This window comes from Dendronalium sp. ChiSLP03b (genome assembly GCF_034531165.2).
GTDB classification, from domain to species: domain Bacteria; phylum Cyanobacteriota; class Cyanobacteriia; order Cyanobacteriales; family Nostocaceae; genus Dendronalium; species Dendronalium minutum.
Map to the genome: position 1 here is coordinate 116,749 of NZ_JAVRBR020000066.1, position 21,061 is coordinate 137,809.

At 40.4% G+C, this 21,061-nt stretch carries 23 protein-coding genes; 16 read left to right on the forward strand and 7 right to left on the reverse strand.

The genetic code is table 11. The features are described 5' to 3' along the window. Positions 1-6: 6 nt before the first annotated feature. Positions 7-576 carry an HD domain-containing protein gene (locus RMY31_RS17185; protein ID WP_322656755.1) on the reverse strand — a complete coding sequence of 190 codons (570 nt, stop codon included), beginning with the start codon at positions 574-576 and terminating at the stop codon, positions 7-9. 230 nt (positions 577-806) lie between these two features. Between RMY31_RS17185 and typA the strand changes: the two genes are divergently transcribed. From typA to RMY31_RS17250, 13 genes are all read left to right on the forward strand, one after another. Further along, the gene (gene typA, locus RMY31_RS17190) at positions 807-2,597 is read left to right on the forward strand and encodes a translational GTPase TypA (protein ID WP_322656643.1); all 1,791 of its coding nucleotides are present in this window, start codon (positions 807-809) and stop codon (positions 2,595-2,597) included. Positions 2,598-2,792: 195 nt separating this feature from the next. Continuing rightward, on the forward strand, positions 2,793-3,176 hold the full coding sequence (locus RMY31_RS17195; protein ID WP_322656644.1) for a hypothetical protein: 384 nt from the start codon (positions 2,793-2,795) through the stop codon (positions 3,174-3,176). A 48-nt stretch (positions 3,177-3,224) separates the two neighbouring features. After that, the gene (locus tag RMY31_RS17200; RefSeq protein WP_322656645.1) at positions 3,225-4,394 is read left to right on the forward strand and encodes a GUN4 domain-containing protein; all 1,170 of its coding nucleotides are present in this window, start codon (positions 3,225-3,227) and stop codon (positions 4,392-4,394) included. Positions 4,395-4,511: 117 nt separating this feature from the next. Continuing rightward, positions 4,512-4,844: a DUF4258 domain-containing protein gene (locus tag RMY31_RS17205; protein ID WP_322656646.1), complete on the forward strand. Its 333-nt coding sequence runs from the start codon at positions 4,512-4,514 to the stop codon at positions 4,842-4,844. Between the two features lie 4 nt (positions 4,845-4,848). Then, the gene (locus RMY31_RS17210) at positions 4,849-5,091 is read left to right on the forward strand and encodes a YgiT-type zinc finger protein (RefSeq protein ID WP_322656647.1); all 243 of its coding nucleotides are present in this window, start codon (positions 4,849-4,851) and stop codon (positions 5,089-5,091) included. Between the two features lie 43 nt (positions 5,092-5,134). Continuing rightward, positions 5,135-5,410: a BrnT family toxin gene (locus tag RMY31_RS17215; RefSeq protein ID WP_322656648.1), complete on the forward strand. Its 276-nt coding sequence runs from the start codon at positions 5,135-5,137 to the stop codon at positions 5,408-5,410. After that, positions 5,394-5,639, forward strand: a complete 246-nt coding sequence (locus RMY31_RS17220; protein ID WP_322656649.1) for a hypothetical protein — start codon at positions 5,394-5,396, stop codon at positions 5,637-5,639. The genes RMY31_RS17215 and RMY31_RS17220 overlap by 17 nt, the downstream gene beginning before the upstream one ends. Before the next feature lie 320 nt (positions 5,640-5,959). Continuing rightward, positions 5,960-7,147 (forward strand): DUF58 domain-containing protein, encoded by a 1,188-nt coding sequence (locus RMY31_RS17225; RefSeq protein WP_322656650.1) that lies wholly within the window; start codon positions 5,960-5,962, stop codon positions 7,145-7,147. 218 nt (positions 7,148-7,365) lie between these two features. Then, positions 7,366-7,731 carry a ferredoxin thioredoxin reductase catalytic beta subunit gene (locus RMY31_RS17230; RefSeq protein ID WP_322656651.1) on the forward strand — a complete coding sequence of 122 codons (366 nt, stop codon included), beginning with the start codon at positions 7,366-7,368 and terminating at the stop codon, positions 7,729-7,731. Beyond that, positions 7,728-8,123, forward strand: a complete 396-nt coding sequence (locus RMY31_RS17235; RefSeq protein ID WP_322656652.1) for a DUF309 domain-containing protein — start codon at positions 7,728-7,730, stop codon at positions 8,121-8,123. The genes RMY31_RS17230 and RMY31_RS17235 overlap by 4 nt, the downstream gene beginning before the upstream one ends. Positions 8,124-8,423: 300 nt before the next feature. After that, on the forward strand, positions 8,424-8,921 hold the full coding sequence (locus RMY31_RS17240; RefSeq protein ID WP_322656653.1) for an LptA/OstA family protein: 498 nt from the start codon (positions 8,424-8,426) through the stop codon (positions 8,919-8,921). A 28-nt stretch (positions 8,922-8,949) separates the two neighbouring features. Next, positions 8,950-9,678 (forward strand): LPS export ABC transporter ATP-binding protein, encoded by a 729-nt coding sequence (gene lptB, locus RMY31_RS17245; RefSeq protein WP_322656654.1) that lies wholly within the window; start codon positions 8,950-8,952, stop codon positions 9,676-9,678. 210 nt (positions 9,679-9,888) lie between these two features. Further along, entirely contained in the window at positions 9,889-11,004 is a 1,116-nt protein-coding gene (locus RMY31_RS17250) for an LptF/LptG family permease (protein WP_322656756.1), read from the forward strand. Positions 11,005-11,102: 98 nt separating this feature from the next. Here RMY31_RS17250 and RMY31_RS17255 read toward each other — a convergent pair whose 3' ends face one another. Beyond that, positions 11,103-11,723, reverse strand: coding sequence for a CP12 domain-containing protein (locus tag RMY31_RS17255; protein WP_322656655.1), 621 nt, complete (start codon positions 11,721-11,723; stop codon positions 11,103-11,105). 548 nt (positions 11,724-12,271) lie between these two features. Between RMY31_RS17255 and RMY31_RS17260 the strand changes: the two genes are divergently transcribed. Then, on the forward strand, positions 12,272-13,603 hold the full coding sequence (locus RMY31_RS17260) for a hypothetical protein (RefSeq protein ID WP_322656656.1): 1,332 nt from the start codon (positions 12,272-12,274) through the stop codon (positions 13,601-13,603). Between the two features lie 134 nt (positions 13,604-13,737). Next, complete coding sequence (locus RMY31_RS17265; protein WP_322656757.1) at positions 13,738-14,445, forward strand: M15 family metallopeptidase; 708 nt, start codon at positions 13,738-13,740, stop codon at positions 14,443-14,445. Between the two features lie 30 nt (positions 14,446-14,475). Here the strand turns inward: RMY31_RS17265 and lepB are convergent, their stop codons facing one another. Beyond that, complete coding sequence (gene lepB, locus RMY31_RS17270) at positions 14,476-15,048, reverse strand: signal peptidase I (RefSeq protein ID WP_322656657.1); 573 nt, start codon at positions 15,046-15,048, stop codon at positions 14,476-14,478. 498 nt (positions 15,049-15,546) lie between these two features. Between lepB and RMY31_RS17275 the strand changes: the two genes are divergently transcribed. Then, positions 15,547-16,224: a Coq4 family protein gene (locus tag RMY31_RS17275; protein WP_322656658.1), complete on the forward strand. Its 678-nt coding sequence runs from the start codon at positions 15,547-15,549 to the stop codon at positions 16,222-16,224. Between the two features lie 265 nt (positions 16,225-16,489). Here the strand turns inward: RMY31_RS17275 and RMY31_RS17280 are convergent, their stop codons facing one another. The 4 genes from RMY31_RS17280 to RMY31_RS17295 all read right to left on the reverse strand — a co-directional run bounded on the left by RMY31_RS17280 (position 16,490) and on the right by RMY31_RS17295 (position 20,778). Continuing rightward, positions 16,490-17,224 (reverse strand): TIR domain-containing protein, encoded by a 735-nt coding sequence (locus tag RMY31_RS17280; protein WP_322656659.1) that lies wholly within the window; start codon positions 17,222-17,224, stop codon positions 16,490-16,492. Positions 17,225-17,340: 116 nt separating this feature from the next. Beyond that, positions 17,341-17,913 carry a hypothetical protein gene (locus RMY31_RS17285; RefSeq protein ID WP_409878032.1) on the reverse strand — a complete coding sequence of 191 codons (573 nt, stop codon included), beginning with the start codon at positions 17,911-17,913 and terminating at the stop codon, positions 17,341-17,343. Positions 17,914-18,077: 164 nt separating this feature from the next. Next, positions 18,078-18,323, reverse strand: coding sequence for a hypothetical protein (locus RMY31_RS17290; protein ID WP_409878034.1), 246 nt, complete (start codon positions 18,321-18,323; stop codon positions 18,078-18,080). Between the two features lie 4 nt (positions 18,324-18,327). Continuing rightward, complete coding sequence (locus RMY31_RS17295; RefSeq protein WP_322656661.1) at positions 18,328-20,778, reverse strand: hypothetical protein; 2,451 nt, start codon at positions 20,776-20,778, stop codon at positions 18,328-18,330. Positions 20,779-21,061 lie beyond the last annotated feature (283 nt).

A 21,061-nucleotide genomic window follows, 5' to 3' on the forward strand; every position in this document is an offset into this window, starting at 1 on the left:
TCAGCCTTATTTTTTAGATGCCAATACCTCTATTTCTATAACTACCCGTTCTAATTCTTCAGCGATCGCTGTCATTTCAGTCTGATTGAACGCATCCACAAGCGCACGGTAATACCATAGAGTTCCCTCTTTGCCTCCTTGAAAGCGTTCCCAAAGCGATTCACCCAACAGCCGATAATCTTTAAGAATAGAGCGGGCATTGTAGAGTTTGTCTGCTGCTGATACAAGCACTACTGATTGGGAAGCTGTAGGAATGTGAGCAATGTATGCTTCCTTGCGCTGTCGCCAAGGAGGTTTAGGTGTAGTATCGGTATCAGTACAACCATCTACAGTTGCTGTCACTTCGTTGCCAAAGTGAAGGCGAATTTCTTCCCGTGTTGCAGCACCGCCTTGGTCTTCTACAGCATCGTGTAAGAGGGCTGCTATAGCTTCATTTTCATTTGCCCCATATTCTAAAGCAATACTGGCGACACCTAGCAAATGAGCAATGTAAGGGACACCTGAACCTTTACGTACTTGGTTAGCGTGGAGTTGTGTAGCGTAGGTGAGAGCTGCGGTAAAGCGTTCTGCAAGCATTGTATAGAAGGAGTCAGGAGTTAGGAAGACTTCACCCATAAAGGGATGGTGTCAATTTTAGTTCAGCTTATAGCTCGGCAGCGTTTACAAAACTCTCCGCAATTGTGACGATTACGCTAGAATTGTTAAAGGTTCTTTACAGAATTTGCTGATTGTTCCCAATTCTGTTAGAACAGCCTAGCACTTAAATGTAATCTAAAATCCCCTCTAAAAGTTCACCTAAATCCTCTATGACGCTCCCAATTCGTAACGTCGCTATTATTGCCCACGTCGATCACGGCAAAACCACCCTGGTTGATGCACTCCTTAAACAGTCCGGCATTTTCCGAGAAGGTGAAGACGTTCCGGATTGCGTCATGGACTCTAACGCCCTAGAACGGGAACGGGGAATCACTATTCTTTCCAAAAATACAGCGGTTCGTTACAAAGAGACGCTGATCAATATTGTTGATACTCCTGGACACGCTGACTTCGGTGGTGAAGTTGAACGCGTACTCGGTATGGTTGATGGATGTCTTCTGATTGTCGATGCCAATGAAGGCCCCATGCCCCAAACGCGTTTTGTACTGAAAAAAGCTTTGGAAAAAGGACTCCGCCCCATCGTTGTGATCAACAAAATCGACCGTGCCAAAGCTGACCCACACGTTGCTGTTGATAAAGTTTTGGATCTGTTCTTAGAATTAGGGGCAGATGAAGACCAGTGTGATTTTACCTATCTGTTTGCCTCCGGTATGGGAGGTTATGCCAAAGAAAGTATGGAAGCAGAATCGGTAGATATGCAACCGCTGTTTAATGCGATTCTGCACCACGTTCCACCACCTGTAGGCGATATCAATAAGCCTCTGCAATTGCAAGTCACAACCCTGGATTATTCTGAATATCTGGGACGAATTGTCATTGGTAGAATTCACAATGGTGTGATCCGTGCCGGACAACAAGCAGCGTTGGTCACAGAAAGCGGCAGTATTGTCAAGTCTAAAATCACCAAATTGTTAGGTTTTGAAGGGCTGAAGCGGGTAGAACTGGAAGAAGCATCCGCAGGTTATATTGTTGCAGTTGCTGGTTTCGCCGATGCCAATATTGGCGAAACAATTACTGACCCCAATGAACCGCAAGCTTTGCCATTAATTAAAGTGGATGAACCAACTTTGCAAATGACCTTCTGGGTGAACGATTCACCTTTTGCGGGTCAAGAAGGCAAGTTGGTGACATCAAGACAAGTACGCGATCGCCTTTTCCGCGAACTTGAAACCAACGTTGCTTTGCGGGTTGAAGAAACGGATTCTCCTGATAAATTCCTGGTTTCCGGTCGTGGCGAATTGCACTTGGGTATCTTAATTGAAACCATGCGCCGGGAAGGCTTCGAGTTTCAGGTATCTCAGCCACAGGTAATTTACCGCGAAGTCAACGGCCAACCTTGCGAACCTTACGAACTCTTGGTATTAGACATTCCTGCTGATGCTGTGGGTAGCTGTATCGAACGCCTGGGACAACGCAAAGGCGAAATGCAAGATATGCAACCAGGTAGTGGCGATCGCACCCAACTAGAGTTTGTCATTCCCGCCCGTGGATTGATTGGTTTCCGGGGCGAATTTATGCGGATGACCCGTGGCGAAGGTATCATGAACCACAGCTTCTTGGACTACCGTCAACTCAGTGGCGACATTGAAGCCCGTAACAAAGGTGTTTTAATTTCCTTTGAAGAGGGTGTTGCTACTTTCTATGCTATGAGGAATGCCGAAGACAGAGGGTCATTCTTCATTACTCCAGGTACTAAAGTTTACAGAGGCATGATTGTAGGAGAACACAATCGTCCCCAAGACTTGGAACTGAATGTCTGCAAAACCAAGCAGTTAACCAACCACCGGGCTGCTGGTGGTGATGAACTGGTGCAGTTACAAGCACCAATAGATATGAGCCTTGAGCGTGCTTTGGAATACATAGGCCCTGATGAATTGGTGGAAGTTACACCGCAATCAATTCGTCTGCGCAAGATGGCGAAGAAGTTAGCGAAACGGTAATTTATAGCGGTGATTTTTCTTCCCCATCCACTCAGTTAATAACATTACAAAACAAAGCCTGCGTCAGCAGGCTTTTTATGTCAAGTACTATTGTAGTAGTTAAATGTAGTACTATACGCTAGTATAAATTAATCAATCCATTTAAAGCGAGTCAGTAAATTTGATTCGCAACATACTAACTAGAGAATTTTTTATATGAGCGATGGAAACCACAATAATACTTACAACATATATTTAGGGGCTGGTGGTAACTTTAACAAATCTATTTCTATTGAAGGTAATTATTTACAAGTACACGGTAATTACATAAATATTAGTCAGGATTTATCTGAAGCTGCTACACAGATACAAGAGTTATTATGGCAGTTAGAAAATCGAGGTTATAATCGCCAAGATGCTCAACAGAAGGTAGCTAAAGACTGGGCAAATGAAGTTCAAAACAACCCTAGAGCTAAAGGTAAACTTGTTAAATTAGGGCAATCTCTACGCGATGCTGCTGCGAGTGCTGTCATAGGAGAAGCTACACTAAATGTTATTAAATTAGTTTTTGCTTCATTAGGAATTCCTCTGCCATTTTAAAGTGTCAATTACTCCTATGCCATAAAGCATTTATCAGAAGTTGAAATTATGAAAATTCCAATAAAGCAAATATTCAGAGAGTTCTATTTTCTGAGCAATCGGCTTTCTTTGGTAGAGAAGGTAATATACGGTTTTTTTAGCATAGCTTTAATTAGGGCTGTATATCTAACCATTCTTAATTTCTCAAAAAAAATCATCAATTATGTTTTAGAAAACTATCAGATGATTTTTGCTATTTTTTTCGGCGGATTAGCTATACTCATATTTGGATTAGGTTTATATTTATATATTTCAAGAGCTAGACATAAGCAAAACAGTTTAGATGAAAGCTCAATAGATGATGATACAAACGAAACTTGTAATATCTATACAGAAGGTAATTATAACGAAAATATTAATATTAATGGCGATCAAATTGAAATCTATGGAGATGTTATTAACATAAATCAGGATTTTTCAGGAATTGCTAAAGAAATTCACAATTTAATAACTGATCTGAAAAATCAAGGTTATAGTGAAGAAGACGCTAAAACAGAAATTTCAACTGAATTAGCAGAAGAAGCCCGTAAAAAGCCCAAGGTTAGAAAAAAGCTTTTTATGTGGAAAAAATGTTTTAGTACTAACACTACGAAAACTAATGATGAAACTGAAGTAGCAAGAGAAGTTGTTACTAGCGCTACAGCTTATAGTCATACTTCTTCTAAAGATTTTACTGAAGTAGTATCGGGGCATTATCATAAACTAGATGAATTACTTCAAGCTAGAAAATGGCAAGAAGCTGATTTAGAAACGGCTAATATTATTTATGTGATATCTCATAAAGAGTTACCAGAAAATTCAATATATAGAAGAAAATACTATGAAAATTATTTTAGCGTTGAACATATTCGAGTTCTTCCCAAAAAACACTTAAATAATATAAATAAACTCTGGTTAAAGTATAGCGATGGACGGTTTGGATTTAGCGTTCAAAAACGTATTTGGAAACATCTTGGTGGTGGTTCTGATACTACTTATAATAGTGAGGAAATACAAAAAAAATTTGGTGATGAAGTTGGCTGGCGGAAAGAAGGAGATTGGGTATACTACTCTGATATTTACTACTGGCGAACAGCACCATCTGGGCATCTTCCAATACTTTTAATGCTAAAATCAGGTAAATCCAACCGATGTAATATTGATTTTGCAATACTAGAAGTCATTGTTGGGCGTATGTAATTGTTTCCAGTTAAACCCCAAGGTGTAGGTTGGGTTGAGCAATGCGAAACCCAACAATAATCAAGGTATTGAGTTAAGGCAAAGAAGCCCAACTTACAATTTTTTTATGCGTAAGACTTGGTATCATTAGCAGAATGTTACTTAAAAAAACAAGTGCCTCGCAGTGATATTGAACGGATCAGAGAACAGATTAGACTCCGCCAATATGATATGTCAGCCCATGCAATAGAAGAAATGGCTGAGGATATGCTGACGATTTTAGATGTGGAAGAAGCTGTTCTGAGTGGTCAGGTCATCCGGGTTGAAAAAGATGATCCAAGAGGAACAAAATATATAGTAGTAGGAACTGGATTAGATCAACAAACGCCTGTTGGGATCGTTGGGCGTTTCGCAAGCAACGGACGTTATCTGATGATTACTGTTTATGAAGTCACTAAGCTTGAGGGCTAGCCGTATGTATGGATATAGATGCGAGTATTGCGAAGGAACCGTTCAACCTCGAACTGTAAAGCGTGAGGCATTTAAACATAGAGATGGATTTGTCATTCTTGAAGATGTAACCATTGGCGTTTGTGATACCTGCGGCAATCGGTACTACTCAGCCGATATTCTTCATGCTGTTCATGCTGTTGCAACTGGAGCAAAACCCCCTGAAAGAACCGAACAAATTCCGGTCACTCATCTAGAATCAGCATAATCAACGCCGCGTAAGGTTAGATTGTCAGGTTATAAACTTGTAAATGGAATTTGAATGGAATCCAGATAAAGCGACACTAAATCTTGAAAAGCATGGTGTTTCTTTTCAGGAAGCCGCAACCGTATTTAATGACCCTTTATCTGTAACTTTCCCTGATTTTGACCACTCCATTGCAGAAAATCGCTACGTTATTATTGGCTTATCTAGGTTTGAACAACTCTTAATTGTTGCACATATTGATAGAGAGGAAAAGATACGAATCATCAGCGCCCGAAAAGCTACCCGCCAAGAGAAGAGGTTTTATGAAGAAAGAAGTTGAAAACGAAATCGAAGATGAATTACGTCCCGAGTACGACTTCGCTCAAATGGAAGGGGGGGTTAGAGGTAAATATGTTGAGCGATATCGTACAAAAACGAACCTAGTGCTGCTAGACCCCGATGTTGCCCAAGCTTTTCCCAACGATGAAGCGGTGAATAAGGCATTGAGATTGTTAATCCAGATTGCCCAACGCCAGCAGTCCAATACTACTGTGCAACAAACAGAATAAAAGTGATTGGCAAGAGTCAAAGTCAAGAAGCGATCGCTAAAAAAGCTTGGCAAGCAGAAGGCGAATCTATCCCTGAACCCAACGCCGCGTAATTTTAGATTTTCAAGTTATCACTAAAGACTATAGTTTAGGACTTACGCAAAATACTTCTCTAACTCTCATTCCTCCGTGTTCTCTGTGCCTCTGTGGTTCGATTCTTCCGTAACTTGTGCGTAAGTTCTATAGTTAAGAGATTATCGGTAAGAAGCGATCGCATCACCCCCTTTTAATAAGCTTGCAATACTGTGAATTTCAGTTGGTATTGGGTTAAAAAGGATACTATGAAAATCATTAAACCCATCACCAACTGGTTAGAAACCCACGCTAGTGCCCCTGCACACAGCGGTTGGGTACTAGCAGGAATTGCTATTTGTTTTTTTGGGGCTGGCATCAATACAATGGCTGGCTGGCTGTATGCGATTAGCGGCGTTAGTTTTGCCCTTTTGGCTGTAGCAGCAGTTTTACCACCGCGATCGCTTACAGGTCTATCCATCACACGCCTTCCCATCCAGCCAGTATCAGCAGGTGACGACCTGACGGTGGAATTAGAAATCCACAATCAGACACAGCAACCTGTAAGCTTGCTGCAAGTCGAAGATATATTGCCCTTCGTTTTGGGGAAACCAGTACAAAAGGCAATCGAAACAATTCCTAGTAAAGATAGTTACCGTTGGGTATACTACCAACCTACCCAGTGCCGGGGTATCTATCGCTGGCACACAGTCGAATTAGGTACTGGTGCCCCTTTGGGATTGTTTTGGTGTCGCCGTCAGCGTGAGTCTGCTGCGATAGCAATTGTCTATCCGACTGTATTACCTCTGACTACTTGCCCCTTAATCGATGAAATTGGACAAGAAGAAAATAGGAGAAGCGATGCTCGTGGCAGACCTTTGCAGACAGCAACCACAGGGCTAGTGCGATCGCTACGTCCTTACCGCATCGGAGATCCCACCCGTCTGATTCACTGGCGTACTAGTGCCCGCTACGGCGAATTACGAGTACGAGAGTTAGAAATAATCACAGGCGGACAAGAGATAATTATTGCTCTTGACAGTGCGGGCAATTGGCAAGCAGAAAACTTTGAGCAAGCAGTAATTGCCGCAGCCTCACTGTATTTTTATGCACAGCATCAACAAATACAAGTGCAGCTATGGACAGCATTGACAGGTTTAATCAAAGGCGATGCCTGCGGCAAGCCCGAAGGTCTACGCTCTGTTTTAGAAACTTTAGCAGCAACCACATCCCAAGAAGATGCTAGCGCCAGAGAGGTTGAAAGCTACCCCTTGATTTGGCTGACTCAAAACCCCCAGACCCTTTCTTCTCTACCTCAAGGTAGTCGTTGGATGTTGTGGCAGAATACGTCTTCCGGAACAGAACAAGTCGTAGTCAATTGGGATTATCCTGGGATTATTATCCAAAGCGAACAAGCATTACAACCCCAGATGCAAAAACCGTTACGTTCATCATGAACTCATACTTTTATATATTCAAAATCCTAATGAATGCTCGCAAGTTAAACTTCTGTAATGCCCCAGAGGTTTTTGATCCCAACATGCTGGACATACAGGGTTTTGAGCAACAGTCAGTCAAATTGAAAAACTAAGGTTGGGGAAATACACCCAGTAATAGCTTAGTGAGGCTGATGTACAATGCAAAGAAATATTTAAATTATGAGCCGCCGATCCACATGATCTCATCAGAAGCTAACACAAAATCCAGCGAGAAAAGCCTAGAAGCAATGCGGCATTTTTCCGAACAATACGCCAAGCGTACTGGAACGTACTTCTGTTCTGAACCTTCTGTGACAGCAGTCGTAATTGAAGGACTAGCCAAACATAAAGACGAACTAGGTGCGCCTTTGTGTCCCTGTCGCCACTACGAAGACAAAGAAGCTGAAGTTCACGCCACATATTGGAACTGCCCTTGCGTACCAATGAGAGAACGCAAAGAGTGCCACTGCATGTTGTTTCTCACCCCAGACAACGAGTTTGCTGGAGACAAACAAGAAATTTCTCTCGAAACAATCAAAGAAGTACGAGATAGTATGGCATGAGCGAAACCATGCCCCAAGAGTTCTGGCAAGGCGTAGAACAGTTCAACTCACGACAGTTCTATGCCTGTCATGATACTTTAGAGGCTCTGTGGATCGAAGCTAGCGAACCAGAAAAATCCTTTTATCAAGGCATTTTGCAAATTGCTGTAGCCCTGTATCATCTGGGTAATCGTAACTGGCGAGGATCTGTGATTTTACTAGGAGAAGGCAGCAATCGCCTGCGGCGTTACCCATCTAATTATGGGGGTATTGATGTCGACGAATTACTTAGTGAAAGCGTCGCATTGTTGAAGACACTGCAACAAATCGGAGCAGACAAAATTACCGCCGCCAGCGATCTGGATGAACAAGAAGCATTGACTTTGCCTAAGATTTTGCTAACTAATAATTAGTAAAGTTTACTCAGGTGCTTCGGATCGGGAATTGGGGAATGGGAAACTCTTTCCTATTCCCCAATTTTCTTGAAGGGGACTGGAAACTGGGCAGGAATTCAATTAGTTCTTCTGCTTCCCCTAATCCTCCGCCCTGTGCATCATCACAAATGTCAAGGCTGGCGAAACCTCAAGGTTTGGCAAAGCGTCACTATTTCAGCCAGTAGTTATCGTCAGTTATTCCAGATAGTAGATTTTGTCTCTGGAGAAAGTACTTGAGATAATTAGTATACAAGCTGAAATCCCTAATCCCAAATTGCTATGATGTCCTGCTATCAATCGCCCATTTCACAGATGCGTCGCTTTGGATTAGCCTTACTGCTACCAGTTAGTCTGTTAGGAACTATCGCTTTCCCCACCCAAGTGCAAACTGCTACGGCACAAACATCTGGAGGAAATAGCCCGCTCACCATCCACTCTGATTTTCAAGAATATAACGCCAAAACCCAAGTAGCAACTGCTCGCGGCAATGTGCAAATGTTGTATCCTACTCGGGGAATTCAAGCAACAGCTGCCCAAGCACAATACTTTACCAAAGAACGCCGGATCGATCTTAGTGGCAACGTTTATATCTTACAAAAAGGTGGTAACAGTATTCGGGCGGAAAAAGTGGCTTATCTAATTGACGAAGGTCGATTTGTCGCCTTACCCCAATCCAACCGTCAGGTAGAGTCTATCTACATGGTGAACGAATCCGAGAATGGCGGACAATCTAACACACCCGCTCCAAGTACACCAGGTTTAAGGCGTTCTAATTAGCATCTACTACCAACAAAAGGCGCGAATTGTGAAAATTGTCCTAGAGAATATTCATAAATCTTACGGCAAACGACTTATTGTTAATCGCGTCAACCTTTCCATAGCGCAAGGCGAAGTCGTCGGTTTATTAGGCCCTAATGGCGCGGGTAAAACGACGACCTTTTACATTGCTAGTGGTTTAGAAAAACCCAATCAGGGAAGAGTCTGGCTAGATAATCTAGAAATTACCAGTCTGCCAATGCACAAACGGGCACGATTGGGCATTGGTTATCTAGCTCAAGAAGCCAGTGTTTTTCGTCAACTCTCGGTACAGGACAATATTCTTCTAGTGCTAGAGCAAACCAATGTGCCACGATGGGAATGGCCAAAGCGACTACAAACTTTACTGCGGGAGTTTCGCTTGGAAAAAGTGGCTAATAGCAAGGGAATTCAACTTTCTGGTGGTGAAAGACGACGGACGGAATTAGCAAGATCCTTGGCAGCAGGACGGGAAGGGCCAAAATTTTTACTTTTGGATGAACCATTTGCTGGAGTCGATCCCATTGCCGTTTCAGAAATTCAACAAATTGTGGCACAACTGCGCGATCGCGGTATGGGTATTTTAATTACAGATCACAATGTCCGCGAAACTTTGGCTATTACTGACCGCGCCTACATTATGCGTGAAGGGCAAATTCTCGCTTTTGGCACAGCGGAAGAACTCTACAACAACCCTCTCGTGCGGCAATACTACTTGGGCGATAACTTCTTAGCCTAAATTATCAACAAATATTTAGTTAATAATTAAAAGGAAATTTTTTATACTTGACCATTTATTCACAATTAATTTTGCGCTTTTGATTAAGCTACTGGGATTGGATATGCTTGCATCACCTGGGTCACCCATGTTGAATTTTTCAAGTCGTTTATGAAGTCAACAAAGCTCAAATCATTCTATAGCCTCAAGTCGCTGCTGCCTTTCACAATCATGGATCGCTACTTGACCAGCGAATTGATACCAACATTTTTATTTGGCGTGGGTGCTTTCTCATCAATTGGTGTGACCATTGATGCTGTATTCGATCTAGTCAGAAAAATAGTAGAGTCTGGGCTACCTGTAGACATCGCCATTCAGGTTTTTTTGTTACAGTTGCCAGAATTCATCGTTTTAGCCTTCCCTATGTCCACGCTGCTAGCTACTTTGATGACTTACAGTCGTCTTTCTAGCGAGAGCGAACTAATTGCTCTACGTGGCTGTGGTGTAAGTGTGTATCGGATGGTGCTGACTGCTGTAGTGTTGAGTTTTATAGCCACAGGAATGACATTTTTGTTTAACGAGCAAATCGCACCAGCAGCAAAATACCAAGCAAATGTTACCTTGGAGAGTGCCCTTCAGTCTGATAAGCCAATTTTAAAGCAGCAGAATATCTTTTATCCCGAATACCGGGACGAAACCGAACCAGATGGTACTAAGAACAAAATACTATCACGCTTATTTTATGCTGACCAGTTTGATGGTAAGCGGATGAAAGGATTAACAATTATAGATCGTTCCACAAAAGGTGTGAATCAAATTGTAGTAGCAGAATCTGCTGAGTGGAATGGCTCTCAAAGCGTTTGGGATTTTTACAACGGCACCATTTATTTAGTAGCTGCGGATAGCTCTTATCGCAACATTTTGCGGTTTGAACACCAACAACTGCAACTACCCCGTACACCATTAACTCTGACAGAAAAAAACCGGAGCTATGGTGAGATGAATATTAGTGAAGCGGTAGAACAACTAGCAGTGGAACGTCTCGGTGGCGATCCTCAAAAAATTCGTAAGCTTCAAGTAAGGATTCAACAAAAAATTTCTTTGCCCTTTGTATGTGTAGTTTTTGGTTTAGTAGGTGCAGCTATGGGAACCATACCCCAACGTACTGGGCGAGGAACAAGTTTTGCTATTTGTGTGGTAGTGATTTTTTCTTACTACTTAATTTTCTTTATGAGTGGTGCGATCGCACAAGTAGGTATCCTTTCTCCTTTTATGGGAGCTTGGTTACCCAACTTTATCTTTTTTATAGTAGGTGCATTCTTATTAATACGGGTAGCCAAACGGTAAATTGAGGGAGACGAGGAGCAGGGGGAGATGAAGAAGTAGTTTTCCTAATCACCAATCCCCAGTCCCCAATCCCCAGTCTCGTCATTCCTCAATTACAATCAAGGATGGTAATTTCGACATTCAGGTGCGTCTGGATTGTCTTTACAGTATTCTTCAAAGGATATTTTGGCTGAAACCATGCTTTCAGCTTTTTGGTGAGCTGCTTCTGCTTGGAGTTCTTCTACTTCATCCCAGGCAGTAGCACAAGCTTTAGAATAAGCACCATGCTCAGTACAAATGGCACGAGCCTCCTCAATCGCTTTTTGAATTCTCGCCTCCAGAAATAGTGCTTTTGGTGTTTCCACAAAGTTGCTTTTGGTCAAAATGTCGGTAATCGAGATAATGCCCAACAACTTGCCTTGAATCACAGGCGCTCTATGAATACCAAGTTTGGCAAACAACCTTGCTACATATTCCACACCCAACTCAGGATTTACGACAATGCAGGGCTTGCTCATAATTTCGTAAACCCGTATTTGCTTGGGGTCTTTACCGTAAGCTATTACCTTATAAACAATATCCGTTTCAGTGACGATACCATAGGCATCATCATCATAGCGACGATCCACAACCAGAGCGCGCAATCTTTTTTCCTTCATCAGCCCCACTGCTTCAGCGACTGTCGCCGAACCGCGAATGGTAACTACATCCTTGGTCATGATATCTTCAGCTTTCATCATTGCTGTAGTCTCCTGGTAAATATTACGGTGCGGTACTTGTACCGTTTTTCAAATGTTGCTACAAGCGAATGGGTATCATGGGTATATCGAAGCATGACAGCGCACAATTTAGTAATTAGTACCGCTACGCGGAATTAAAAATTAAAAATGCCTTATTTCTAAGTTTGTGAAGCATTTTGAATGGTATTCTTATTTCCGCCGCAGTGTACTAGAGAGTGAATGAGTTGAAATTTTGGCCAGCCACAACAATAAGTTAGTGCAGCTTTCGATTCCTGATGATATCCAAAGTAACCAAAGCTCAAAATCTCATTTAGGAGTTAGCAGTTAAAGAACTAGAACAGGTAAACAAACAATAATTTTGGAATAATACATACTTAATTCTAATGACTAAATAGATACTTAAAGGCTAGGATAAAACTACCACTTAACTTCGATTGAGATAAGCTGTTAAGTAAGAAAATTGCACATTAACTCGAGTACACTGTTGACCGCTGACAATTACCAGTCACTAGTTAACGACCACTATAAGTATTTATGCGTTATCAGCTATGCCACATCGCCATTATCCCCCCGCTTACTTACGCTATCTCAAGGCCAGGTTATGGAATTTAGCTAAACCTAGTTTTTGGGGCACAGCAATATTTTTATCTGTGGTAGGGCTGGTAATTCGAGAATACTGGTCTAACCCTGATTTTTTCACTCATAAGCAAAACAAAGAGGTAACGTCTCTACAGCGAAATAACTCCTCCCTTTCAGCTGAAGATAAAGCGATCGCAGCTGACATTGATAATTTACCAGCTCTGTATAGTGACTTGCAGCAAGTAACTTTACCAGTAACGGTAAGTAACTCCAAAGAGAATCAAGCAAACAAAAGCAAAAGCGTATTAGATGTAATTAATAAACAACAGTCTTCTAAAGGGCTGAAATCAAATTCTGGTCTAGGGACATCTAATGATACACCTGTACCCAAGGAAAAAAATCCCTTTGTATTACAAGCAGAAAATTTATTGCAGTTTGGCACGCTTGATAGTGGTAATCAATTGTCAAGTGTTAAATCTTTAAATGCATCTTCTGAACCAACAGGGATAACACAAACTTCTTCTAGGTCGGGAATTGGATTAGTTAATCAAACCGATAAAAGTCAAAATAGAAACTCTATCAGTTCTTTACAAACACCACTGAATCAATCGGTAAATCAGCCACTTTCAAGCTTCAATAGAGCAAGTTTAAGTCAACCCAATACCTTTGGGTACGACTCTTATAGAGGAATACAGACTCCATACACTAACGGTTCACCTAGCCAGACTTATTCACCTACTACAGGGCTAAACACTGGGACAGGTTACATTCAGCCGACTGTACCAAACCAAACCCTAAATACCTACAATAACTTGAATAACGGTCAGGCATTGCCCAGTCATACTTTTTCACCTAACACAAGTCTAAACACTGGGACGGGTTACATTCAGCCAACTGTAACCAACCAAACCCTAAATACCTACAATAACTTGAATAAAAGTCAGGCATTGCCCAGTCATACTTTTTCGCCTAACACAAGGCTAGACACTGGGACGGGTTACATTCAACCAACTGTAACCAACCAAACCCTAAATACCTACAATAACTTGAATAACGGCCAGGTGTTGCCCGGTCAAGTACAAACAACACCAGTGACACAGCCCGCCAACTCTGTAGCACCGAGCAATATTTCACCTTTTTCAATCCAGACTCTCAACCCAAATATTGTTACATCTACAACCCCCGTAGTACCTAATAATTACGGTAATTACATCTGGCAACGGTCTAATTTCTCAGTACCTCGGCAGATTCCAGGACAGTACACAGGTGGGGTTCAGAGCAATGGTTACTCATATCCTTAAAAGGAAATAGTTTTTATTAAAAAGTGAGGGCGCACAGTCAGTTAGCTGTGCGCCTCTTGCTATATCTGTGTTTATCTGCAACAATGGCTACTCTGTTTGGGTTGCAAATACGGCGTTTAGTTAATACTGACAGGATGAAACCCTACCACCAAATCCCTATTGTAGAATGCGGTGAACCACTAGTAAAAATTCCTTTAGAACTGTTTGCAGTGGAATCTCCACATCCCTATGAGAAATTAGGTGCGCCTTATGGAGAACATTCCCCCTATTATCTCCGCCAAAGTGTAATTGAAAATTTAATTCAAGCTCAAAATTATCTTCATCTGTTGCTTCCCAACTGGCGTATCCAAATCTTTGATGCCTATCGTCCAGTAGCCGTACAGCAGTTTATGGTAGATTACAGCTTTGCGGAAGTGGTACAACAACGAGGACTGACTCAGGTAGACTTATTACCAAACCAACGCCAAAAGATTTGGGAGTTGGTTTATGAAATTTGGGCTGTACCCAGTTTGGATAAACAAACTCCGCCACCCCATAGTACAGGTGCTGCCGTGGATGTGACGCTAGTAAATGATGCAGGACAAGTAGTGAATATGGGTTCGCTGATTGATGAATTATCTGAGCGATCGCATCCCGATTACTATGCAAACAATTCCCACCCACAAACTCAAGAGTATCATGCCCACCGTCAGTTATTGCGAGATGTAATGCTAAAAGCGGGATTTCAACGCAATCCTAAAGAATGGTGGCATTTTTCCTTCGGCGATCAGATGTGGGCTTGGCTGAATAATCAAATTCATCCAGCCAATTTATTTACAGCCCGCTACGGCCGTATTATATGATTGCTGTAGACGCTTCGGTGACTCAACATTCTAAATAAATCCAATGCGATTGAGAGGCCAAAAGCGAAATGTTGCCCGACCGATGATATTTTGTCTGGGTAAAAAGCCCCAGTAGCGCGAATCATTACTATCGTTACGGTTGTCGCCCATCACAAAAAACTTGTCTGCTGGAACTTGCACTGGTGGAAATGGCTGATTAGCTGGTTCGGCAATATAATTTTCTGACAAAGGTTGACTGTTGAGGTAAACTTTGCCTTGAGCAACACTAATTATCTCTCCAGGCACACCAATAACCCGTTTGATAAAGGCTTGATCTCGCGGATAACCTCGACGTTGCAGTTCGGCGGGAGGCTGAAAAACGATAATATCCCCAGTTGTAGGAGGGTGAAAATGGTAAGAAACTTTTTCCACCACTAAGCGATCGCCTGTATGTAAAGTTGGTAGCATTGAGTCAGAAGGGATATAGCGGGGTTCGGCAATAAAAGTCCGGATAAAGAGTGCTAAGAATAAGGCGATCGCAACTAAAATCAGATTTTCCTGCCAACTACGCCATGTTTTTGATGACGCAGTAGCATGTTTTACATCAGTTTCCTGAGAAGTCATAGAAGTTTTCAGCCGATTTCAAAAGTGGGATAGATACCTTGATTATTTTGACGCTAAAGGTATACTTTTAAGCAATTTGGGTTTTGCAGTGATCCATATAAACATTAATCTTAGGGTTATTGCATCTACCATTTTTATGCAAAAGTACTGAGAAATAACTCTATTTTGTCTAATAAAGCACAAATTTTAGAGCGAAAACAGGAGATCCAGTTAAATATCTTAATTTTTGCAATTATAAAGCAAGGTTCTAGGAAATTTCCAAATTTGCCTGCTTTTCCTAAAAAGCTAGTTACCGACTAACCATATCGCTCTGTTAGTCGGTTTTTATGTGAGTCAATATTTGGTGAAATTAAATCCCTCTGAGGATTCATGAAACATTGTATTCATATCTTCCAAAATTAAAGACTCATATTTTCGTTTGTTTGTCAATGCATCAGTCTTAACTAATACACTTGTAATTTGAACTGGCAAAGCTATGTCTCAAAGTAGAGAATCACTATGGCCAATGTAATAACTTACAATAATGACAAAGCACTTCTTGCATACATTGAATTTTTAGCATCTAGCGCTCTGAAACTTGGTGAGGGTAATACTGATAGAGTCTTTGATTTCGAGGATGCACTCGACCAAACAGAAGCGGCGCAATTAGCTGTTGACGAGTTGAAAAAAATTCCTGAAGTTAACACTCTGTTTACAGAACGCTGGCTTCCGGCTGCAATCAATTTAGATGAGTTAAGTAAGCTTCCAGAGGGAACTTTAGGTAATATTTATGCCAGAGAAATGAAATCTCAAGGTTTCGATCCCTATTTTTACAAAAAAGTTCCTGTTGTTGATGACATCTCTTATCTGAAGATGCTTTGGAGATCCACCCATGACATTTACCATGTAGTTGGTGGTTTTAATACTGATGTGATTGGTGAAATTGGTCTACAAGCTTTCTTTTTAGCTCAAACCCCAATTCCTATCAGCGTTATGCTTTTGAGTTTTGCTCTAGTCAAGTATAGTCTTTACCAACCTGCCAATTTCAAAGCTTTAATGACAGAAATATCTCGTGGCTACAGTTTGGGTTCTCATACTCCAGGCAAGTTTATCGCACAAAAATGGGATCGATTTTGGGATGTACAACTGAGTGAAATTCGGGCGCATTTAGGAGTAAACATTATTCCGAACAACTAATACTTTGATACATTAAGCTTGTTCGCTAGACAAATTTTATGGAGCTATAGCGATTCTAAAAATCGTGTTAACTGCTCTGTCCTGATTCGTTTTTGTTGTACCTGTTATTCTGAGATAACATAGGACTTGCTTTGTTTGTTATACCAAGAGAATAGCTCCAACTGTAGCTTAATATTGTTCAATTACTATAGCCACTCATAACATCCAGTAGGTTTCACCAATTTATAATTTATAGAAGTTGGTAAAACATTACTGTCTACACTCTTTAAAATAAAATGTCAGGACGCGTTTTCTTGATATAATTGACTAAATCATTGAGGCGAACGCGACTTTGAAGATATTCAATTAGCCTTCGTGCGATCGCGCGCTTGTCCCTCTGATTAATAATTCCTTCATAAACTGGTTCTTGACCAACAAGATCGAGACAAATATCTTTCAGTTCCTCTTCGTCAAAACGATTGCTTGCCAGCAAATCTCGTAAAACACTTGCCGAGTATTCCGATACATCTTTGTGAAGTGTATCCTCAGTACTGGTGTTATCACTAGTAGTTGTCGTTAAAGAAGCGGTTTTATTCTCACTTATATTTGTTAGTTTTGTCAGCTTTTTCTCTAGCAATTCTCCTACTTCTTCTAAAGTAGTTGAACGTAAGTCTATGTAGCCTGTTGTTTTATTTATTCCAGGAATAATTGTATCGTCTATTTTGAGGGGAAGAATATATTCTCTGTTTTCTTCAAATGCTCTTGCTTGCATTTGCTCAAGTTCATGGCGAGTCCATAATTTTTTAGCATAAGCTTCAGATATAAATACTACTGTGAACAGGGCTTTATCTCTGTAAACAGTTTGCAAATGTTGATAAAGGTCTTTTCCCCAAAGGTCTGCTTGCTCATACAAATCATAAAATACCTTTATTCTTTTATTTATTAGAATTTCAGCTAGTTTTTCAGCATTGTTGCGGTCTTCTCCAGCAAAAGAAAGAGCAACTTGGTATTCATACTCCATTTTTTATCCTTTAATGATTACTATAGTAATTAAAGTTAACTAAAAAACATACTTAGAAAAATGGTTTATATCGTATCAGCAATCCCTAGCCTTTAACTAACCCCTGTCTTTCATTCTTAAATTATGATATCATGACGCGTTTTCTTGATATAATTGACTAAATCATTGAGTCGAACGCGACTTTGAAGATACTCAATTAGCCTTCGTGCCATAGCGCGGTTATTCTTATAATTAATAATTTCTTGATAGACGGGTTCTTGACCAATAAGATCGTGACAAATGTCTTTCAGATCCTCTTCGTTAAAACGATTACTTGCTAGCAAATCTCGCAATATAGCTGGCAAATCATTCACTGAATCTCTTGCGTTTGGTGTTTCTTTTGATAAGGGAATAAATATATCTGGTGCAGACTTATTTTTAGAGGGTGTTGGAGGCTTAGTTTCTGGATTAGATTGAGCTATGGTTTGGCTATTAGGTGATTCAATTGTAGTAATTGCTTGAGAGTTTTGATTTTGTGGTGCTACAGATTGATTTGACTGCTGTAATTGTAAGTTTGTTTCTAATAGAATCTCTTGACCATATTTAACAACTACAGTCCCGTTTTCGGAGCTCTCAATATGCAAATCTGGATTGTGACATAGAACTTGAAGCCATGCCCTACTATTAAATTTTTGATTCGAGTTTACCAAAGACTCACTCTCCTACTTTTGGTGCAACTATTACAATTTCACTTACTATTTACTTAAGTGTAAAAAAGCACATTTTGCAGTATTCAAAGTAATTAAATCTTTGGTTTCATAATTAAAATGTATTATATCTAAAAACTTATTTATAAAAGTTACTTTATCTATTATTAACTTCCTATACATTTTTTGATTTGACCATCATTTAATCCAAAGTTTCTAAGCTTTATATAACAATTTTCAGCTTCTGATGTAAGATTAGGAGAACAATTGCTAAAGGGTTGACCCCAGTTTAGGTATGGACTTAAAGCACCTCCTTGATTTGTGAGAATATCTATACAAGCATCAAATGCTTGGTGGTCTTGAGGACGTAGTCTTTTTTTTATAATTAGCTCCCTATACTCATTTGAGTCCATGAATTTACCAACCTAAACGCTCAGCTACAATCTTATTCAGTGGACATGCGGAATGCAAGCACTCACGGTAGCATTTTAACAATTCTTGTTTTTCTCTGATGGGCTGTTGAAATTCGTATAAGACAATTGCGATATGCTTCAAGCGCATATCTGCCCTAGCATCATCATTTACAGCCTTAAGCAGAGCATTTTCTATTGTTTCAGGCTCTAGCCCAAACTGTACTTGTCCGGCACATTCAGTAATACCAAAATTAATATCAGTAGCTTTTATTACAGCTTGTATCGCACATTTAGGGCCATAATCAGAACCAAAAAAGCTTTGAATTGAGTTTAAATATTGCCATCCTTCTTCATATTTTGACTTTGACGATAATTGATATTCTGTTGAACGTTTAAAGTAATCGCTAGAGCCTTTTAAAGTTTCTAGCATTGTATCTTTAAATAAAAATTCCTTACGCCTATATACTGTCAGTCCGAGGTGTCCTGAAAGGCGCTGGAGCAAGCTCAACTCCATCCAAGTTGCAAACCCTTCATTAACAATTAAAGTGCTATCACTCAATGCTTGGATAGCTTTTTTGTATTTCGCTTGCAATGACTGTGGATAAGGAAATTGTAGATACTCGTAATCTACATCACGAAGAAAACCGTGCTGATAAAGAATTGCTAATTGCTTTCCTATAGTTGTTTGGGTGTAGAAAAAGCCATGTCCATACTTTTCATGTAATAATAATGCTGCAATATTACCCTCTAACCAAGCTTGACCATAGTGGTCATCTTCATCCATACACAGAAGATTGTAAGCTAGGTTTTCTTTCCGAGTCGGGTTGGCTTTGGCTAAACGATCTGCCAACTTCGGATCGTAAGGGATACAGCATCCATGCACTGGTGAGTAACTGGGTGCAATGTAGTGTAGTAGTTCGTCAACCAGTGGTGCAAATCGCTGTGTAGTACTTCTAGCAACATTTAAAGCTTCTAATAAATGTTCTCTGACATTAGCTTGATACAGCAAACGTACCTGCTCGTCTGGTGTCAATAGGCGAAAGGCAATTTTATGCATTACATCTGTATCGAAATCGAGGCGAATCTGTGATACTTTGTGGTGTACTTCAGCTACCAGTCGAGCTACAACATCACGTTCTATAGTGGTAATTTTTGACTTAGTTGAGGGATAGCCATGAACTAAGCGAGTAACTTGCTGGTCTATCTCTTTTGCTTGCAGTGTAATTTTCCAATCTCCCTCGTCTAACACAGTTAAACGCCAGCGATTTACATCCATTTGCTCAACAAGCATATGTGATAATGGACACTTTAACTCTAAATGTAGCGGAATTTGTTTAGCATCGTTTGCCCAGCGAGTTACAGCCTGAACTTCAAATGGTACTCCAGTCTCGATCAGTTCTTGCGCTTCTCCTTTGCGATTTTGGAAAACTAAGTCAATTTCTGCATCTGGTACACATTGAAACTGGGCAACAGTATCCAAAAATATAGAGCAAGCATCAGTTTGGTTGGGAAAATCTATAGTCAGCCTTAAGTTTTGTTCGCCAAGCTTTTGGGGTTCGACGACCCACATTAACTGAGTTTTGCTACCAGGCGGGAGAGAACGTATTTCTATGTGTGGGTTACTGATGAAAGCGTTGCTGTCCGATTCTAGTAGGCAATGTATATGCTCTAACCGTTCTTGATGCGGATTACTTAAAGTAATTGAAAATTTGGTTCTTCTACCATATGGTACTTCGGCTTTGATACTAGCATTGCTACAATCTATGGCATTTTGATATGTTAGCCAACGAAAGGCATTTAATACGAACTTTTGATTATCCTTTTCCTTGATTTTTTTATCGCCGAATAAAACATAGTCTCCAATTACCAAAACCCGACCAGGATTAACATCAACAGTCACTAAAAAGGGTTTGTTAGTCTCTGGCAAAGTGGCGACTACATATGGCGAATATGGCAAGTTATTGAGCGTTTTGAAATAAACTGGCTTGTAAGTAGATAGCCGATGCACTTCTGAACCAAGATAATGGGGATGCAAGTAGAAAACTTCATCAGGTCGGCGGCTTAACAACTGCTCAACACGTAACCCAAAAAATTCTAATAACTGATTGATAGTGTTTTGATTTGGTTGATTTGTTTGATGCCATAGGCAATTATAATCATATACAAAAAGAAGAGATTTACCCTTTTGAACAAAGTCAATAATTGTTTCTACTTCTTCTATATTCAGAGATTTCTTAGGAGCAAATAAAACTAACAAATCATACTCATTCTCTTGCAAGTTCTGATTTAAGGATTTTCCTTCCGGCGGATGAGTAATAACTTCCCAACCTAATTTCTCCTGTTGCTCTGCCAATATACCATGTAGAATCTGCCAAGAGTCTGCTTCCCGCTCTTCTTTGGAAAGCTCCCAGCACAAAAGCTCATCATGAGATTGATCTACCAGAATTTTTTTCACTCAAGTATTCGTATATTTTTGCTAATCTTGAAAGCTAAGGTACTTCGCATTATTCACATTTTTGACATATTATTCTGTGATTGCATTACGGTGAGTGTTTGTAGTACAAAAATACCACAAAAACCAAGGATACGCTTTGTTTAGTACCAAGCTATTAATAGTAAATTTATGCAGCAAAACTTTGTCAAGCATTTTAGGTAGTTTTCCCTACTAACCGAGGAGCATAGAGAGGTTATAGCTAGAAGAAAAACCTCACCCCCTTTCCACTTGCGGGAGGAGATGA

Coding starts and splice junctions, on each gene's coding strand:
- RMY31_RS17240 (WP_322656653.1), top strand. CDS start 8,424: ATGATGTCCTGCTATCAATCGCCCATTTCACAGATGCGTCGCTTTGGA.
- RMY31_RS17220 (WP_322656649.1), top strand. CDS start 5,394: ATGAAGAAAGAAGTTGAAAACGAAATCGAAGATGAATTACGTCCCGAG.
- RMY31_RS17255 (WP_322656655.1), bottom strand. CDS start 11,723: ATGATGAAAGCTGAAGATATCATGACCAAGGATGTAGTTACCATTCGC.
- RMY31_RS17195 (WP_322656644.1), top strand. CDS start 2,793: ATGAGCGATGGAAACCACAATAATACTTACAACATATATTTAGGGGCT.
- RMY31_RS17265 (WP_322656757.1), top strand. CDS start 13,738: ATGAAACCCTACCACCAAATCCCTATTGTAGAATGCGGTGAACCACTA.
- RMY31_RS17185 (WP_322656755.1), bottom strand. CDS start 576: ATGCTTGCAGAACGCTTTACCGCAGCTCTCACCTACGCTACACAACTC.
- typA (WP_322656643.1), top strand. CDS start 807: ATGACGCTCCCAATTCGTAACGTCGCTATTATTGCCCACGTCGATCAC.
- lepB (WP_322656657.1), bottom strand. CDS start 15,048: ATGACTTCTCAGGAAACTGATGTAAAACATGCTACTGCGTCATCAAAA.
- RMY31_RS17215 (WP_322656648.1), top strand. CDS start 5,135: ATGGAATTTGAATGGAATCCAGATAAAGCGACACTAAATCTTGAAAAG.
- RMY31_RS17230 (WP_322656651.1), top strand. CDS start 7,366: ATGATCTCATCAGAAGCTAACACAAAATCCAGCGAGAAAAGCCTAGAA.
- RMY31_RS17235 (WP_322656652.1), top strand. CDS start 7,728: ATGAGCGAAACCATGCCCCAAGAGTTCTGGCAAGGCGTAGAACAGTTC.
- RMY31_RS17290 (WP_409878034.1), bottom strand. CDS start 18,323: ATGGACTCAAATGAGTATAGGGAGCTAATTATAAAAAAAAGACTACGT.
- RMY31_RS17280 (WP_322656659.1), bottom strand. CDS start 17,224: ATGGAGTATGAATACCAAGTTGCTCTTTCTTTTGCTGGAGAAGACCGC.
- RMY31_RS17260 (WP_322656656.1), top strand. CDS start 12,272: ATGCCACATCGCCATTATCCCCCCGCTTACTTACGCTATCTCAAGGCC.
- RMY31_RS17225 (WP_322656650.1), top strand. CDS start 5,960: ATGAAAATCATTAAACCCATCACCAACTGGTTAGAAACCCACGCTAGT.
- RMY31_RS17200 (WP_322656645.1), top strand. CDS start 3,225: ATGAAAATTCCAATAAAGCAAATATTCAGAGAGTTCTATTTTCTGAGC.
- RMY31_RS17210 (WP_322656647.1), top strand. CDS start 4,849: ATGTATGGATATAGATGCGAGTATTGCGAAGGAACCGTTCAACCTCGA.
- RMY31_RS17275 (WP_322656658.1), top strand. CDS start 15,547: ATGGCCAATGTAATAACTTACAATAATGACAAAGCACTTCTTGCATAC.
- RMY31_RS17250 (WP_322656756.1), top strand. CDS start 9,889: ATGGATCGCTACTTGACCAGCGAATTGATACCAACATTTTTATTTGGC.